At 61.0% G+C, this 16070-nt stretch carries 15 protein-coding genes; 13 read left to right on the top strand and 2 right to left on the bottom strand.

Going from position 1 to position 16070, the window contains the following annotated elements; translation table 11 throughout:
- The first annotated feature begins 70 nt into the window (after positions 1-70).
- From LVD11_RS07330 to LVD11_RS07275, 12 genes are all read left to right on the top strand, one after another.
- Positions 71-1081: an NAD-dependent epimerase/dehydratase family protein gene (locus LVD11_RS07330; protein WP_237057502.1), complete on the top strand. Its 1011-nt coding sequence runs from the start codon at positions 71-73 to the stop codon at positions 1079-1081.
- Positions 1082-1225: 144 nt separating this feature from the next.
- Positions 1226-1819, top strand: a complete 594-nt coding sequence (locus tag LVD11_RS07325) for a DNA-3-methyladenine glycosylase I (RefSeq protein WP_237057501.1) — start codon at positions 1226-1228, stop codon at positions 1817-1819.
- Positions 1820-1909: 90 nt separating this feature from the next.
- Entirely contained in the window at positions 1910-2752 is an 843-nt protein-coding gene (locus LVD11_RS07320; RefSeq protein WP_237057500.1) for a mechanosensitive ion channel family protein, read from the top strand.
- The gene (locus tag LVD11_RS07315) at positions 2745-3248 is read left to right on the top strand and encodes an MgtC/SapB family protein (protein ID WP_237057499.1); all 504 of its coding nucleotides are present in this window, start codon (positions 2745-2747) and stop codon (positions 3246-3248) included. The genes LVD11_RS07320 and LVD11_RS07315 overlap by 8 nt, the downstream gene beginning before the upstream one ends.
- A 135-nt stretch (positions 3249-3383) precedes the next feature.
- Complete coding sequence (locus LVD11_RS07310) at positions 3384-5300, top strand: DUF885 domain-containing protein (protein WP_237057498.1); 1917 nt, start codon at positions 3384-3386, stop codon at positions 5298-5300.
- Positions 5301-5437: 137 nt separating this feature from the next.
- Complete coding sequence (locus tag LVD11_RS07305) at positions 5438-6586, top strand: PQQ-dependent sugar dehydrogenase (protein WP_237057497.1); 1149 nt, start codon at positions 5438-5440, stop codon at positions 6584-6586.
- A 109-nt stretch (positions 6587-6695) separates the two neighbouring features.
- On the top strand, positions 6696-7277 hold the full coding sequence (locus LVD11_RS07300) for a TMEM175 family protein (RefSeq protein ID WP_237057496.1): 582 nt from the start codon (positions 6696-6698) through the stop codon (positions 7275-7277).
- Between the two features lie 50 nt (positions 7278-7327).
- Positions 7328-8092, top strand: a complete 765-nt coding sequence (locus LVD11_RS07295; protein WP_237057495.1) for a hypothetical protein — start codon at positions 7328-7330, stop codon at positions 8090-8092.
- A gap of 411 nt (positions 8093-8503) precedes the next feature.
- Positions 8504-9394, top strand: a complete 891-nt coding sequence (locus tag LVD11_RS07290) for a phytanoyl-CoA dioxygenase family protein (protein WP_237057494.1) — start codon at positions 8504-8506, stop codon at positions 9392-9394.
- An 89-nt stretch (positions 9395-9483) separates the two neighbouring features.
- Entirely contained in the window at positions 9484-10236 is a 753-nt protein-coding gene (locus tag LVD11_RS07285; RefSeq protein WP_237057493.1) for a VIT1/CCC1 transporter family protein, read from the top strand.
- A gap of 207 nt (positions 10237-10443) precedes the next feature.
- Complete coding sequence (locus LVD11_RS07280; RefSeq protein ID WP_237057492.1) at positions 10444-11217, top strand: outer membrane beta-barrel protein; 774 nt, start codon at positions 10444-10446, stop codon at positions 11215-11217.
- Between the two features lie 312 nt (positions 11218-11529).
- Entirely contained in the window at positions 11530-12306 is a 777-nt protein-coding gene (locus LVD11_RS07275) for an outer membrane protein (protein ID WP_237057491.1), read from the top strand.
- A gap of 30 nt (positions 12307-12336) precedes the next feature.
- Here LVD11_RS07275 and LVD11_RS07270 read toward each other — a convergent pair whose 3' ends face one another.
- Complete coding sequence (locus LVD11_RS07270; protein WP_237057490.1) at positions 12337-13410, bottom strand: GGDEF domain-containing protein; 1074 nt, start codon at positions 13408-13410, stop codon at positions 12337-12339.
- A gap of 233 nt (positions 13411-13643) precedes the next feature.
- Between LVD11_RS07270 and LVD11_RS07265 the strand changes: the two genes are divergently transcribed.
- A complete protein-coding gene (locus tag LVD11_RS07265) occupies positions 13644-14159 on the top strand; it encodes a macro domain-containing protein (protein ID WP_237057539.1) in 516 nt (171 codons plus the stop codon).
- A gap of 88 nt (positions 14160-14247) precedes the next feature.
- On the opposite strand, the gene typA is transcribed toward LVD11_RS07265, so the two are convergent.
- Positions 14248-16056, bottom strand: a complete 1809-nt coding sequence (gene typA, locus LVD11_RS07260; RefSeq protein ID WP_237057489.1) for a translational GTPase TypA — start codon at positions 16054-16056, stop codon at positions 14248-14250.
- Positions 16057-16070: the final 14 nt, after the last annotated feature.

Below are 16070 nucleotides of genomic sequence, written 5' to 3'. Positions count from 1 at the left end.
AACCTGGCGCGGTACCCTCGGGCTCGCCGCGCCTCCGCACCCCGAATAACCACAACCAGCGGATTTCCCCATGCGTGCATTCGTCACTGGCGGTACCGGTTTCCTTGGCGCCAACCTGGTCGAGCAGCTGCTGGCTGACGGCTGGCAGGTGGTGGCCATGCACCGGGATGGATCCGATACCCGCCTGATCGACCGCCCCGGCGTTACCCTGGTACCGGCGTCCCTGGGCGATATCGATTCCCTGCGTGCGGCGGTACCGGAGGGGGTGGACGCGCTCTTCCATGTGGCCGCCAATACCAATATGTGGCGTGGCGGCAACGCGCAGCAGTGGCGCGACAATGTGGAGGGCTCGGCGAACATTGCCCGGGTGGCCCGGGAGAACAGTGTCGGCCGGATGGTGGTGACCAGTTCCATTTCCGCCTACGGCTATCATGCCGAAACCATCACCGAGGAAAGCCCGCAACTGGCGGACGATCCCCGCCATCACTACCTGTATACCAAGAAGCGTGCGGAACAGGCAGTGCGTGCAGAAATCGGTCGCGGGCTCGATGCGGTATTCCTGAACCCCTGTGGCATCGTGGGCAAGTACGATACCGGCAGCTGGGCGCAGGCCTTTTTCATGATCGCCGGGGACCGGCTGCCCGGGGTGCCGCCCGGGGCCGGGTCCTTCTGCTACGCCGCCGAGGTGGCGCGAGCCCATATCAGCGCGTTCCACCGGGGTGGCCGGGGTGCCAACTATATCCTCGCCGGCACCGATGCCACTTTCCTGGAGTTTTTCCAAACCATCGCACGGCTGCTGGGCAAGCCGGAGCCACAGCGCACTACCCCGGCGTTTGCCATTCGCACACTGGCACGCGTGAGCGATTGGGTTTCCTGTTTGACCGGGCGTGAGCCCGCGGTGACGCCGGAAAAAGCGGCCATGATCACCCGCCGCGTCGTCGCCAGCAGTGACAGGGCGCGGCAAGAGCTGGGTTACACCACCGGTACCGGGCTGGCGCAGATGCTGACCGAAAGCCGGGACTGGCTCGTGGGGCAGGGCTTGCTGCAATTGCCACAACAGGTAAGTTATGAATCGCAATAATATCGTCTTCATCCTCGTAATGACGCTGCTGGTGCTGCAACTGATCCAGCACTATTTCTTCACCGGCGCGCAGTAGTCACATTGGGCTCGCGATATATTGCGGGACCGGACCCACAGCGGGGCACTTTTTGAGGTAAGCAACTCATGCAAGACAAACGCTGCGAGTGGTGCCTGTCCACGCCGCTGTACCAGAAGTACCACGACGAAGAATGGGGGCGCCCGGTCCTCGATGACCAGACACTGTTCGAGTTCCTGATCCTCGAGGGGGCCCAGGCGGGCCTGTCCTGGATCACCGTGCTGAACAAGAGGGAGAATTACCGGCATGCCTTTGACGGCTTCAATGCAAATAAAATAGCCCGCTATACCGATAACAAAATCGAGCGGCTGCTAAAGGACCCGGGGATTATCCGTAACCGGCGCAAGGTGGAGGGCGCAGTGAGGAATGCCCGGGCCTACCTGGAGCTGCGCGAGCGTGGCACCACACTGGCGGAGTTCCTGTGGCAATTTACCGGCGGGCGCGTGATCGCCAATGAATTCCACAGCCTGGCGGAGGTGCCCGCCACCACACCGGAATCAGATGCCATGAGCAAGGCGCTGAAGAAAGCCGGCTTCAGCTTCGTCGGCTCCACCATCATGTATGCCCACATGCAGGCCACGGGCATGGTGAACGACCACCTGCTGCACTGTCCCGGCCGCCAACCCTGCCTGGAAGAAGCACGCCGCAAGGGGCTGTTGTAACAGCGCTGTTGTAATACCGCGGAATGTGCAGTTGGCCGGCAATTTACCGTATGCTGCGTACAACAGAGTCAGCCTGCTAAGGGAGCCCCCATGGATTTCAACGAACTGGTAAAAGACTACTGGCCGCAGCTGATGGCGCTCGCGATGAACATCGGCGCCGCCATCCTGATCCTGATCGTGACGGCCATCGCCGCGCGTATCGCCCGTCGCGGTGTCAAGCGGCTGAGCGGGCGGCTCGATGCAATCCTGATCCCGGTGCTCGCCAATATTGCCGTATGGACGGTGTACATTATCGGCCTGCTGATGGTGCTGGGTCGTTTCGGGGTCAACACCACCAGCGTGGTGGCCCTGCTCGGTGCCGCGGGTATTGCGGTGGGCCTGGCGCTGAAGGACACCCTGCAGAATATTGCCGCCGGCTTTATCCTGCTGGGCCTGCGGCCTTTCCGCGTGGGTGACTTCATCCAGTTTGGCGACACCATGGGCACGGTGAAGGAAGTGGGGCTGTTTACCACCCAGCTGGACACGGTGGACGGCCTGAGCATCTCCGCTCCCAACAGCAACGTCTGGGGGCAGACCCTGACCAACTTCAGCCGCAACGCCACCCGCCGTATCGAGATTGTCGCCAGCATTGCCTACGGCGACAGCATCGACAAGGGCATCGAGGTGCTGCGCCGGCTGGTGGCGGAAGAGGAGCGCCTGCTGCCAGAGCCGGAACCGGCCTTCGCGGTGCGTGCCCTCGCGGACAGCTCCGTCAACCTGCACATGCGCGCCTGGGCCCGCACCGATGAGTACTGGGACGTCTACTGGTCGCTGATGGCGAAGCTGAAGCCCGCCCTGGAGGCCGAGGGGCTCACCATCCCCTTCCCGCAGCGGGAGTTGCATATCGTCAACCAGGTGGCCAGGCAGCCACTGGAGAAAATCGAGCATGAGTGAGTGGCTCGCAATCGCACCGTTGAGTTGGGGTGGCGTCCTGACCGCGATGCTGTGTGCCGGTGCCATCGGCCTGGAGCGTCAGCTGCGGGGCAAGCCCGTGGGTATCCGTACCTCGATCCTGATTGTGCTGGGCACATACACCTTTACTGCGCTGGCCGTATCACTGGGTGGTGGGGCGGACCGGGCGCGGGTACTGGGGCAGGTCATCACCGGGATCGGTTTCCTCGGGGCCGGCGTCATGCTGGCCCGCGATGGGGTGGTGGTGGGGGTAACCTCCGCCGCCACCATCTGGGTCCAGGCCGCCGTCGGCACGCTGATTGGTTTCGGTTCCCCCGGTACAGCCGTGGTCCTGGCCGGCCTGGTCCTGTTTGTGCTGCTGGGGGTGGATATCCTGGAAGAGTATTCGTCCATGTTTACCCGCGGTGTACATGCCCGCTACCGGCGCTGGCGCCGGCGGCGGGCGATCGCCGGGGAGGCAGAGTCGAGCGAGCACTGAAGGCCGCTGCCACTGTTCTCCTGTCGCACAGACCGGGGTGTTCGCCGAGCCCCAACCACATTGCGTCGACTGCGATGCCAAAGCGTGGCAAAGTATCTGGCGTTTTTCTGTTTAAAAAATAACCGAGGCAAAGAGATGCGAAGCAATCTGCACAGCCCCCTTATCCCCAGCCTGCTGGCCCTGGCCATCCTCAGTGGATGCCAGGGGGAAGACCCCAACCAGAACCAGGCCGTTGATGTCGACCAACAGGCGCAGGGCGCCCAGGTGTCCGAGGCTGCGGCCCCGGCCACTGACAAGGCAACAGACCCTGCGGCGGAAACCGCGCGCCTGACCAAGTGGCTCGATGAGCGCTTTGAGGAGGAGCTGCAGTTCAGCCCCATGCAGCTCAGCTACCTGGGTCGCAAGGAGCTCTACGACCAGATCGACGACATGAGCCTGGCCGCCAGTGAGCGCGAGCTGGAGTGGAAAGCCAACACCGTCGAGGAGCTGAAAAAGAACTTCGACTACGACAGCCTGACTAACGCTGGCAAGGAATCCTACGACCTGTGGATCTTCCAGTACGAGCAGGCCAAGGCCAACAAGCCCTTCTGGCACCACGCCTATTTCGCCAGCGAACTCTACGGCCCCGAGGCCTCACTGCCCACCTTCCTGATCAACCAGCACAAGGTGGATACCGTTGAGGACATGGAAGCCTATATCGCCCGGATCGGCGGAGTTTCCCGCGCCCTTGGGCAACTGCTGGAGCGTGCCCAGCTGTCGGCAGACAAGGGCATCCGCCCACCGCAGTTCGCCTACGACCTGGCGATCAAGCGCGCCAACAATGTCATCACCGGCCAGCCCTTTGCCGGCGAGGAGGACGCGCCCCTGTTTGCGGACGCCAAGGGGAAGGTTGACGGCCTGAAGGAAGCCGGCAAGATCGACGATGAGAAAGCGGCGGAGCTGCTGGCGCAGGTGGAAACCGCGCTGAAGGGCGAGTTCAAGCCTTCCTACGATGCCTATATCGCCTGGCTGGAGGAAGACCGCGTAAATGCCGATGAGGAGCCGCGGGGCGTTTCCGCCCTGCCCAAGGGTGAGGCCTACTACAACAATCGCCTGGCCTACTACACCACCCTGCCGCTGACAGCTGACGAGGTGCACCAGATTGGCCTGGACGAGGTGGCCCGGATCCGCAAGGAGATGGAAGGCATCAAGGAGCAGGTGAACTTCGACGGGACGCTGCAGGAGTTCTTCACCTTTATCCGTACCGACGACCAGTTCTACTACCCGAACACCGATGAGGGGCGTGAGGGTTACCTGGAAGAGACCCGTGGCTTCCTCGCTGATATCGAGGAAAAGCTGCCGGAATACTTCGGCATCCTGCCCAAGGCCGGCCTGGTCGTGAAGCGCGTGGAGCCGTTCCGCGAAGTGCCCGGTGGTGCCCAGCACTACCAGTCCGGTACGCCGGATGGCTCCCGCCCGGGCGTTTACTACGTGCATATGTCGGACATGAGTGCCCTGTCCACCACTGACATGGAAACCGTGACCTATCACGAGGGCAGCCCCGGCCACCATATGCAGATTTCGATCGCCCAGGAGCTGGAGGGTATCCCGCAGTTCCGCACCCAGGCGCACTTCACCCCTTACATCGAGGGCTGGGCGCTGTACTCCGAAAAACTGTCGAAGGAAATGGGCCAGTTCGAGGATCCCTACAAGGACTTCGGCCGCCTGACCGCGGAAATGTGGCGCGCCATTCGCCTGGTGGTGGATACCGGCATGCACGCCAAGGGCTGGAGCCAGGACCAGGCGGTGGAATACTTCCTGGAAAATTCTGCGATCCCGGAGAGTGCGGTACGTTCCGAAGTGCGTCGCTACCTGACCCTGCCGGGCCAGGCTACCTCCTACAAGATCGGCATGCTGAAAATCCTCGAGCTGCGTGAAAAGGCGCAAAAGGAACTCGGCGACCAGTTCGATATCCGTGGTTTCCATGACACCATACTCGGTGGCGGCGCACTGCCCCTGCCGATGCTGGAAGATCGGGTCAACCGCTGGATCGAAGAGACCAAAAAGGGCTGAACGCCTTTGTGCGATGCTCTAGAAAAGCCGGGCAGTGCCCGGCTTTTTTTATCCCGTGATTGCGCGCTGCTTTGAGTTCCTATCGCCGGGGCAGTAGCATCTGGGCAACGGAAATTCCTGATGGTGAGGACTGCATCATGACAAACCTTCTGACTTCAGTGTGGCGCCTGGGCCGCGCAATTGTCCTCAGTGGTGTTTTTGCCACGACGGTAAGCGCCACCGAGGTGGTCGAGGAAAATGTGCAATCGGAGCGGCACGACTTCCGCATCGTGAAACTGGCCGGAGGCTTCAAGCATCCCTGGGGTGTTGCGCAATTGCCCGATGGGCGCTTCCTTGTAACCGAGCGCGGCGGCCGGCTGGCACTGGTGAGTGATGGCGAGACCGAATACCTCACCGGCGTGCCGGAGGTCTCTGCCGTGGGCCAGGGCGGGCTGCTGGATGTGGTTCTGCATCCGCAATACGGAGACGGCGAGCACGACTGGATTTACCTGACCTACGCCAGCGCCGGTGATGGCGGCACCGCCACGGCCCTCGCGCGGGCGCGCCTGGCCGATGGCGCGCTGGCCGACCTCGAGCAGATCTTTGTGCAGGACCGCTTCTCTTCACCGGGGCGGCACTATGGCTCCCGCCTCGCCTGGCGCAGGGACGGCACCCTGATGATGACCATCGGTGATCGCGGCGTGGATCGCTTGCGCGCCCAGGACATCAATGACCATGCCGGCAGTGTGCTGCGCCTGACTGAAACCGGCGCTACGCCGGCCGACAACCCCTTCGCCGGGAAAGAAAAGGGGCTTGGTGAGATCTTCAGCTACGGCAACCGCAATATCCAGGGCCTGGCAGTCGACGCCGAAGGCCGTATCTGGGCCAGTGAGCACGCCGCCCGCACCGGTGATGAGCTGAACCTGATTGAGCCCGGGGTGAATTACGGTTGGCCCAAAGCAACGCAGAGCAAGGAGTACAGCTCCAGCGAACCGATCGGCGAAACCAGCGTGCCCGGCATGCGTGAGGCACGACACATCTACAGCGGGCGCTTCGCGCCTTCAGGCCTGGCTGCTGTAGACAGCGACAGGTTCCCCGGATGGCGCGGTAACCTGCTGGCGGGCGGCCTCGGCAGTGAAAAACTGTTGCGCATCATTATCGAAGGTGGTGAGGTAAAGGGCACCGAAACCCTGCTCGAGGGGCAGCTCGGCCGCATCCGCGACGTGCGCCAGGGCCGGGATGGCTATATTTACCTGCTGAACGACCTGCCTGACGGTGGGTTGTTCCGGCTCGAGCCGCTGGAGTGAGCCCATTTTCGTTTGCCGCCAGCTGAGCGCTTCGCGGACTGCGGTGTGCGTCAGCGTATAGTAGGGGTTACGGCAACAGTCGGCACAGGGAAAGACAGGTGCATAGCGGGTGAAAAAATATCGGTTGGAAACATTCAGCGATGGCGTCATCGCAATTATCATCACCATCATGGTGTTGAACATGGATGTTCCCCATGGGCACACCATCGACGCGCTGGTGTCGGTGATTCCGGTGTTCCTGACCTATGTCCTGAGCTTTGTGTACCTGGGTATTTACTGGAGCAACCACCACCACCTGCTGCAGGCTGCAGACAGCGTCAACAGGCCGATTCTGTGGGCCAACCTGTACCTGCTGTTCTGGCTGTCCCTGATACCCTTCGCCACAGGCTGGATGGGGGAAAACAGCTTCGCCCGTGGGCCGGCGGCACTCTACGGCGCGGTGTTGCTGATGTCGGCAATCGCCTACTGGATATTGCGGCGATTGATCGTCGCCTCCCTTGCTCCGGAAGCGCGGCACAACGTGGTGCGCCAGAAGTGGAAGGGCCGTTTTACGCTGCTGCTCTACGGCCTGGCAATTCCCCTGGCATTTATCTGGGAATGGCTGGCGCTGTCACTCTACGTGCTGACTGCGCTGCTATGGTTGGTGCCGGACCGGCATCTGGATTCCGTGAACAGTAACACCGGGGGCTGAATGCCAGCATCCAGTTTCCCTGATCATTCAACGCTGCACAGGTACCATTTATGCTTAACAGGATCATTGCCTGGGGGCTTCTCTCCCTGCTACTTACCCCCGCTCTCGCGACTGCAGAGCCCACGGAAATTGTCGTACGCGCCAAGGCCAGGGATGCCAAGTTTATCGGCACCTCGATTGGTGGTGCTTCCGTGCGTATACGCGATGCCGAGAGCGGTACCATCCTGGCCGAGGGCCTGACCAGCGGCAGCACCGGTAATACCGATGTCATCATGAAACAGCCGCATTCGCGCTACCAGGAAATTGCCGACGGAGCGGCGGCTTTCCGTACCGAACTGGATATAGAGGAGCCGGTTTTCGTTACCGTCGAGGTGCTGGCGCCCTACATCAAGAAGCAGGCGCGGGTGCTTGCCACGACCCAGACATGGCTGCTGCCTGGCAAGGCGATTGATGGCGATGGCCTGGTGGTCGAGATTCCCGGCATGGTGGTGGATATCCTGAGTCCGCAGACACATCGCTATACCACCATGGCCGATGCCCCATTCGAGATTCGCGCCAACGTGGTGATGATGTGCGGCTGCCCGATCAGCGATGGCGGACTCTGGGACGGCAGTAAAATGGAAGTGGCGGCCCTGGTAAAAAAAGACGGAAAGCCCTGGCGCACCATCCCGCTGGCCATGGCCGATACCGCGAATACATTTGTTGCCTCACTGTCCCCTGAGGAACCCGGCGTTTACCAGGTCCTGGTCTACGCCTTCGACGATCGCAGCGGCAACACCGGTGTAGACCGGGTGAGTTTTATTGTGCGTGAATAGCCGCCGGGCATGGTGTCCCGTGTGCAAAGCCCATTTGTGCACGGGTCGTACCCGCGCTTTGTATTGATTTAATAATGCCCTTCCGTCATTGGCCTTCACGGGCCGCGGGTAATTCCTGATTTTCTCCTTTCGCTCCCTGCCGTTGTGTGGCTTGACACCTGTCCGCGCAACCCGTTAAATTTTGCGCCCGCCGAACAGGCACCTTTTTTGCCCTGCGCAACACAGGGCTAGCCAATATCGGTGCAGTGGACCCGCCCAGAGGTTTCCCGACACCACTCCGCGTCCGTCCCTGTGACCGGACCCATTCAAAACCAAACCGTACCGCGGCACGGCGCCGGCAATACGCTGCTGCTGTCCAATTTCAGCGGTTTGTATGAACAACGTTGATTTACCAGAGGAGGAACACAGCCTATGACTGATGATCTGTACCCGTCGCGTATGGGCGGCAGGGAACAAATCATCCCCCGACAAGACCCGGTCATCTACCAGCATGGATTATCCCGCCCGGATGACTCGCTCCGGCAATCCCAGCTGGAGCATTACGAAAAAAACGGCTACCTGGTATTCCCGGAATTTATGCCGGAAATGGTTGAGCCGCTGCAGGCGGAAGTTCAACGCCTGCGACATTCCCTCGAGGGGCGCGAGGAGCTGGTACGCGAACCGCAGGGTACGGAGCTGCGCACTATCTTCAATCCCTGCCGCTTCAGCCGGATTGTCGACGGTTTTTTCCGGCACCCGAAGCTGCTTCCCATGGTGCAGCAGTTGCTCGGCTCCGATGTTTACCAGATGCAGTCGCGGGTCAACAACAAACCCGCATACACCGGCAAATCTTTTGCCTGGCATTCCGATTTCGAGACCTGGCATGTGGAGGACGGCATGCCACGGATGCGCGCGCTTACTGCATGGATCATGCTCACTGAAAACCACGAGCATAACGGGCCGCTGTATGTGATTCCCGGCTCTCATCATCTGTATATTTCCTGTCGAGGCCGTACCGCGGCCGACAATTACAAGACGTCATTGCGCCAGCAGAAGCTCGGAGTACCCCAGCCGCAGACCATGCGGGAAGTCCTCGGCGATCGCGAGATTCACGCCATTACCGGCAAGCCCGGCACGCTGGTAATCCATGAGTGCAACCTGCTGCACGGTTCCCCGGACAACATCTCCAATGACCCGCGCCAGGTAATGATGTGTGTATATAACAGCGTCCATAACCGTCCCCGGGCGCCATTTGGAGGCCTGCAGCCCCGTCCGGACTTCCTCAGCAGCCGGGATACGACACCGGTTAGCCTGGCTGCCTGAGGGCTGACCGACGGCGACCGGTCCGGCAGCTAAACTGCGATACATAGGCGAGACACAGACCCCTCCGGGTCATTGGAAAGGTTATCGATATGGAGCAGCCGGGCCGGGAAGCCTTGCAGCGCCAGCACCGGCCGGAAAATATCGCCCGCCGCCTCCGCGAGCCATCGCGCCCGCCGACACTCGGGGACTTTGTGCTGGGTGCCATTGACGGATGTGTCACCACGTTTGCCATCGTATCCGGTGCATACGGCGCCGGATTTCCTTCAATCGTGGTGATTATCATGGGATTCGCCAACCTGCTGGCTGATGGCTTCAGCATGATGGTAAGCAATTACGAGGCGATACAGGCCCAGCTGGATCACGAGGGCGCGATGCGCCGCACCGAAGAGCGGCATATCGCCCTGGTGCCGGAGGGCGAGCGGGAGGAGATCCGGCAGATATTCGCCGCCAAGGGATTCCGCGGCGATACCCTCGAGGAGATCGTCACCACCATCTGCCGGGACCGCAAACTGTGGATAGAGACCATGTTGACCGAAGAGCACGGTATCAGTCCGGTCCGGGCCCGGCCGCTGCGCTCCTCGATCGTTACCTTTGTCGCATTCCTGTCGGTGGGCTCGATCCCCCTCATGCCATACCTGGCTACATTCCTGGAGGAATCCGCCCGGTTTTACCTGAGCGCAACGCTTTCGGCCCTGGCTTTCTTCGCTGTCGGTATTGCCAAGGGTGTGGTGAACGGTGGCTCTCTCCTTGCCGCCGGCGGGCGCACGTTATTGCTGGGTGGCAGTGCTGCGCTGCTGGCATACCTCGTCGGCTGGTGCCTCAGTGGATTTACGTCAGCCTGATATTAAAACCAGTGCTTTACGGGCGGTCGATGCCCGTGGATTACCTCTGGTGCGACCAATCGCTGAACCTGTAACCCCCTTCACAATTTTTGCCGGTTGCCGGACTGCTGGCAATCTACCCGTCGATGCCCCCCCGTAAATACGCTTGCATCACTTGCTGAACGAGAACAAGTAATGCATGGAATCCAGACAAGGGGAGCAACCAGAATGCGTAAGAATATTCTTTTTAGTGCAATGTTAAGCTGTGCATTTTCCACCGCAGCAGCGGCGGAGGGCATCTACGTCAGTGGCAATATCGGCTACAACGATCTCGATGATATAAACACCGCTGGCAGCTTTTCCAGTGACTTCACCACCGGCGCCGGCACCAGCATCCCGGCGGGCACACCACTTCCGGCCGGTACCGGCGTGAGCTGGGATACCAGTGTCGATAGCGGCACTGCGGTTTCATTTGCCGTGGGTTATGGAGTCGACCAGTGGCGCTTCGAGGCCGAATACTCCACGGCCAGCAACGATGTTGATTCCCATGGAAGTGTGTCTGCCGCTGGCATCCCGCTGGATGGAGAGGATGCGGCGGTGCTGATCAGCGGCCAGCAGGAAAACCTGGGCGTCACTGTGGGCGATCTGGTGGCGGCGGGCGAGGGTGAGATCAGCGCCGACTACCTGTTCGTGAACGCTTATTACGACTTCGATATGGGCTCGGCACTCACACCGTATGTCGGTGCCGGTATCGGTAATGCGATGGTGGATGTTGATTACAGCCCGTCGGGCGTCAGCATCATCGATGATGACGACAGTGTGCTTGCCTACCAGTTTATGGGCGGGGTGAACCTGGCGCTGAGTGACCAGCTGGAGCTGTTTGGTGGTCTCCGCTGGCGCCAGACCGATGACCTTTCTGTGGGCGCCAGCCTGTTCCCGGCAGGATTTGAGCTGGAAGCCGATACCTTCCTGGCGGAGGTGGGTACCCGCTGGCAGTTCTGATAGCGAAATCCCATGCTGGCATTGGGCGCCGAGGGCAGGGAGGGGTTTCTCCCGCTTTTGCGGCGCCCAATTTATTTGCGGGACTCCCTCGCGACTACGGACGACAGAAAAAAGGGGCTATCGTAGATGGTAGCGGGAGGTTTTTTTCCTTCCTGCGTGTGCTGTGGATCAGTTTTGGTCCCGTATGATGCCGGCGTGAAAATCGCCGGAAAATATGCGGGATTTTAAACGGCACCTATCGCTGGACAGAGGTCCGCCGGTCGTGCATTCACGTAAAGATTTCCGGTGAATATGCAATTACAGGATGTAACTATGGTCAGCAAGAAGCTAGCAATGACAGTACTGGCGGCAGCCCTCGCTTCCGTTTCCGCCCACGCCGAGGATTTCTATATCAGTGGCTCACTGAGCTGGAATGATATGGATGATATCGATACCGACGGTCGCTTTACCGGTAATTTTGTTACCGGGGAGGGCGTGGTCATTCCTGCCGGCGCGGTGATTCCGGCCGGCACCCGCCTGCGCTGGGATACCGACATAGACAGCAGCTGGGGAGTCCAGCTTGCCGCCGGCTGGCGGATGCGTGAATGGCGCTTCGAAGTGGAATACGCCTGGGCCGAACACGATGTGGAATCTCACAAGAATGTACGTGTCGACGGCGTCAATATCGACGCAGTGGATGCGGCCGTGCTTCTGACGGGCCAGTTGGATCCCCTCGGGGTAACTGTCGGGCAGATCGTGGATGGTGGTCAGGGCGACATCACTACCGACTATGTATTTTTCAACGCCTACTACGACTTTGACACGGGCAGCCAGTGGCAACCCTACGTGGGGGCCGGACTGGGTAACGCCTGGGTGGATGTCAACTACAAGCCGTCCGATGTGCGTATCGTCGACGACGATGACAGTGTATTCGCGTGGCAAGTGATGGGCGGTATCAACTACCTGTGCACCGATGAACTCACTTATTTTGGCGGCCTGCGCTGGCGCGAGACTAATGAAGCAGAGGTTGATTCCCGCCTGTTGCCGGCAGAATTTGATATCGAGACGGAAAGCCTGATCGTGGAGATTGGTGCTCGCTGGCACTTCTGAGTGCTTGCCTGGCGCCGGCCGGCAGTGGCGTCAGGTAACCACCACCCGGTTGCGGCCCGCATGCTTGGCACGATACAGCCGCGCGTCAGCCTGGGCCAGCAACTCTGTCTGGAACTTTGACCCATCCGCTGAGCCGGCGACGCCGAAACTCATGGACAGGCGCGCCGGGGGCGAGTACTGGTGTCCCAGGGCTTCCACCTTCTGGCGCAGCTTTTCCGCCAGCACGGCACCGCCGCTGGCGCTGGTATTGGGCAGCAGTACCAGGAATTCCTCTCCGCCCCACCGTGCTACCAGGTCGCCCGCACGGGTATTGCCCTTCAGTACCTTTGCCACATCCCTGAGTACCCGATCGCCAAAATTGTGGCCGCGGCTGTCATTGAGCGCCTTGAAATGGTCCAGGTCGCCAATCAGCACGGCGTAGTCGCCCAGCGCCTGCCCGGCACGGTCGAGCTCCCGCAGGACCCGATAGGCTTCGCGGCGGTTCGCCAGGCCCGTCAGTGCGTCGGTGCTGGCGTGGTTTTCCAGTTCCACAGTCAGCGTGTTGAGCAGTTTCTGTGCCTCGTCGCGACTGCTGTCCAGTAGCGCGGTCAGGGCCGTCAGCGCACCGAATACGGCAATAAAGCGTGCCCGGTAGGCAATGTCATATTGCGCCGCAAGCCCGGGAAAGTCCGGATAGAAGAGTACCAGTGCCGTGGCCGCTCCCACGGCGACCAGGATCAGCGTGCCATGGCGGTAGCCGAACAGGTTGATAAAACCCGGCACCAGCATCACAGCCCACATCAGGCCCGTATTGTTTACACCGCCGGAAAGCAGCAGGTAGAAATAGAGGACAAGCAACAGGCAGCTAACGAGGACAGGAGTCTTGCCACTCGGCCCGACGAGATTGATGCCGATATAGGTGGCAAGGATTAGGGTGGTGACGCCAAACAGGGTCAGGGATTGCACCAGGGCGCCATCGGTCAGTGCCAGGACCGCCATCGCGGCGGTAATGGCCAGCGAAAAGATCAGCATGTAACCGGACGCCTGCACCCGACGGCGCAGGTCCAGCTCCACTGCCCTGTCCGCTGGAGTGTGTGTGTCAGTGACCTGTTGTACTGAGCCCATTGGCGGTTCCTGTATAACAGGCCACTGGAAACCTGCTGGCCCGCGACTCCGGCATGGCCCGGATGTCATAAAGAGATGGTTGCCACGCCGATCGACACTGGCCCCTGGCTCTGTGCGCGGCACAAATTGAAATATTTGGATTGGCAGCCGAGTATATTGTGATTTTATGTGTCACCAAAGGCCCGACTATAGTTTTAATTGCAATGTGAGCGTGGAAAATTGTATTCGTGGAAATGCTAAGACTGACTTGTGGAAATATCCTGACTTTGCGTGCCGCCGGGCTCGTATGTCCGGCCCACAAGCACCTGATTGCCGGGCGTGGGCTATCGGCGCAGATCCACGACCGCGGCGGGGAGTCCCTGCGGGATGCGTGCGCAGATGTGGCTGAGTGTGGTGTGGGAGAGGCCCGGCTGACCCGGGCCTATAATCTGCCGGTGAAGTACCTGCTGCATACGGTGACGCCACAGTGGAGCAGTGGCGACCAGTGGGGCGCCGAGGCCCTGGCGGAATTGCGCCGGTGCTACAACAGTGTGCTGGACCTGGCGCGCCAGGGCAAAATCGACACGCTGCTGTTCCCCGCCCTGGGGGCGGGCACCAATCGTTTTCCACACAGTATCGCTGCCCACCAGGCGCTGGAAGTGCTCCATCAACGTGCGCATGAATTCAAGCAGATCACGGTTTGCCTGCATACGCCGGCAGCACTGGCTGAGTGGCAGCAGGTGGAGCGCCGGTTTTTTTCATCATTGTGATCGCAGGAATTTTTTCGCTCGCGGCCAGAAACGAAAAAGGCGGGCCAATGGCCCGCCTTTATTACTGCGCAGTGCGGTAAAGAAGTGCTTACTTCTTGGCCCGCTTGCGCATGTTCTCCTGCAGGATCTTCTTGCGCAGGCGCAGGTGGTTCGGGGTCACCTCCACCAGCTCATCGTCCTCGATAAACTCCAGTGCCTGTTCCAGCGTGTGGCGGATCGGCGGGGTCAGGGTCAGGGCCTCGTCGGTGCCGGCGGCGCGCACGTTGGTCAGCTGCTTGGCCTTGGTGGGGTTTACCACCAGGTCATTGTTGCGGGAGTGAATACCCACTATCTGGCCTTCGTAGATATCCTCACCGTGGCCCAGGAACAGGCGGCCGCGGTCCTGCAGTGTGTACAGGGCGTAGGCCAGGGTCTTGCCCTTGACCATGGAGACCATCACGCCATTGATGCGCTTGCCCACGTCCCCCATTTTCACCGGGCCGTAGTGGTCGAAGATGCTGGTCATGATGCCGGAGCCGCTGGTCATGGTCAGGAACTGTGAGCGGAAGCCGATCATGCCGCGGGACGGCACGATAAAGGTCAGGCGCACACGGCCCTTGCCATCGGGCTCCATGTTCTTGAGCTCTGCCTTGCGCAGGCCCAGCTCTTCCATCACCGCACCCTGGTGCTGCTCCTCGACGTCGGCCACTACCTCTTCATAAGGCTCCTGGATCTCGCCGTCGACTTCCTTCTGTACCACTTCCGGGCGGGATACGCCCAGCTCAAAACCTTCCCGGCGCATGGTCTCGATCAGCACCGACAGGTGCAGTTCGCCTCGGCCGGACACCTTGAATTTTTCCGGGGAATCGCCCTGCTCCACCCGCAGCGCCACGTTGTGGATCAGTTCCTGTTCCAGGCGCTCCTTGATATTGCGCGAGGTGACGAACTTGCCGTCCTGGCCGGCAAACGGCGAGTCGTTCACCTGGAAGGTCATGCTCACGGTGGGCTCATCGACGGTCAGGGCCGGCAGGGCCTCGGGGTTTTCCGGGTTGCACAGGGTATCGGAGATGTTCAGTTCGCCCACACCGGTGATGCAGACGATGTCACCAGCACTGGCCTGCTCCACTTCCACGCGCTCCAGGCCCAGGTAGCCCATCACCTGCAGTACCTTGGCCTTGCGCTGGTTGCCCTCGCGGTCCAGCACCACTACCTGCTGGTTGGGCTTGAGGGTGCCGCGGGTGATACGGCCCACGCCGATCACGCCCACATAGCTGTTGTAGTCCAGTGCGGACACCTGCATCTGGAACGGGCCTTTCTCGTCGACCTTCGGCGCTTCGACCTTGTCCACGATCATCTGGAACAGGGGCGTCATGTCGTCGGCCATGTCGGTGTCGTCCAGGCCGGCGATGCCGTTCAGGGCGGAGGCGTAGACCACCGGGAAGTCCAGCTGCTCGTCGGTGGCACCGAGGCTGTCGAACAGGTCGAACACCTGGTCCATCACCCAGTCCGGGCGCGCGCCGGGGCGGTCGATCTTGTTGATTACCACGATCGGGTTCAGGCCCTGCTCGAAGGCTTTCTGGGTAACGAAGCGGGTCTGCGGCATGGGGCCGTCCACGGCGTCCACCAGCAGCAGCACGCTGTCCACCATGGACAGGACCCGCTCCACCTCGCCGCCGAAGTCGGCGTGCCCGGGGGTGTCGACGATGTTGATGCGGTAGTCGTGCCAGCTGATGGCAGTGTTCTTGGCCAGGATGGTAATACCGCGCTCGCGCTCCTGGTCGTTGGAATCCATTACGCGTTCCGCGCCCTCGTCGCGGCGGTCCAGGGTGCCGGACTGTTGCAGCAGCTTGTCCACCAAGGTGGTCTTGCCGTGGTCTACGTGGGCAATGATCGCAATGTTGCGCAGGTTATTTATCACTATGAACCTCTGAA

This window comes from Microbulbifer sediminum (assembly GCF_021729035.1).
GTDB classification, from domain to species: Bacteria; Pseudomonadota; Gammaproteobacteria; order Pseudomonadales; family Cellvibrionaceae; genus Microbulbifer; species Microbulbifer sediminum.
The sequence above is the reverse complement of the archived record's forward strand: the minus strand, read 5'-3'. Positions and strand labels throughout refer to the sequence as shown.

Bases quoted from the DNA above. Each gene is read 5' to 3' on its own strand.
- LVD11_RS07330 (WP_237057502.1), top strand. From the start codon at position 71: ATGCGTGCATTCGTCACTGGCGGTACCGGTTTCCTTGGCGCCAACCTG.
- LVD11_RS07325 (WP_237057501.1), top strand. From the start codon at position 1,226: ATGCAAGACAAACGCTGCGAGTGGTGCCTGTCCACGCCGCTGTACCAG.
- LVD11_RS07320 (WP_237057500.1), top strand. From the start codon at position 1,910: ATGGATTTCAACGAACTGGTAAAAGACTACTGGCCGCAGCTGATGGCG.
- LVD11_RS07315 (WP_237057499.1), top strand. From the start codon at position 2,745: ATGAGTGAGTGGCTCGCAATCGCACCGTTGAGTTGGGGTGGCGTCCTG.
- LVD11_RS07310 (WP_237057498.1), top strand. From the start codon at position 3,384: ATGCGAAGCAATCTGCACAGCCCCCTTATCCCCAGCCTGCTGGCCCTG.
- LVD11_RS07305 (WP_237057497.1), top strand. From the start codon at position 5,438: ATGACAAACCTTCTGACTTCAGTGTGGCGCCTGGGCCGCGCAATTGTC.
- LVD11_RS07295 (WP_237057495.1), top strand. From the start codon at position 7,328: ATGCTTAACAGGATCATTGCCTGGGGGCTTCTCTCCCTGCTACTTACC.
- LVD11_RS07290 (WP_237057494.1), top strand. From the start codon at position 8,504: ATGACTGATGATCTGTACCCGTCGCGTATGGGCGGCAGGGAACAAATC.
- LVD11_RS07285 (WP_237057493.1), top strand. From the start codon at position 9,484: ATGGAGCAGCCGGGCCGGGAAGCCTTGCAGCGCCAGCACCGGCCGGAA.
- LVD11_RS07280 (WP_237057492.1), top strand. From the start codon at position 10,444: ATGCGTAAGAATATTCTTTTTAGTGCAATGTTAAGCTGTGCATTTTCC.
- LVD11_RS07275 (WP_237057491.1), top strand. From the start codon at position 11,530: ATGGTCAGCAAGAAGCTAGCAATGACAGTACTGGCGGCAGCCCTCGCT.
- LVD11_RS07270 (WP_237057490.1), bottom strand. From the start codon at position 13,410: ATGGGCTCAGTACAACAGGTCACTGACACACACACTCCAGCGGACAGG.
- LVD11_RS07265 (WP_237057539.1), top strand. From the start codon at position 13,644: ATGCTAAGACTGACTTGTGGAAATATCCTGACTTTGCGTGCCGCCGGG.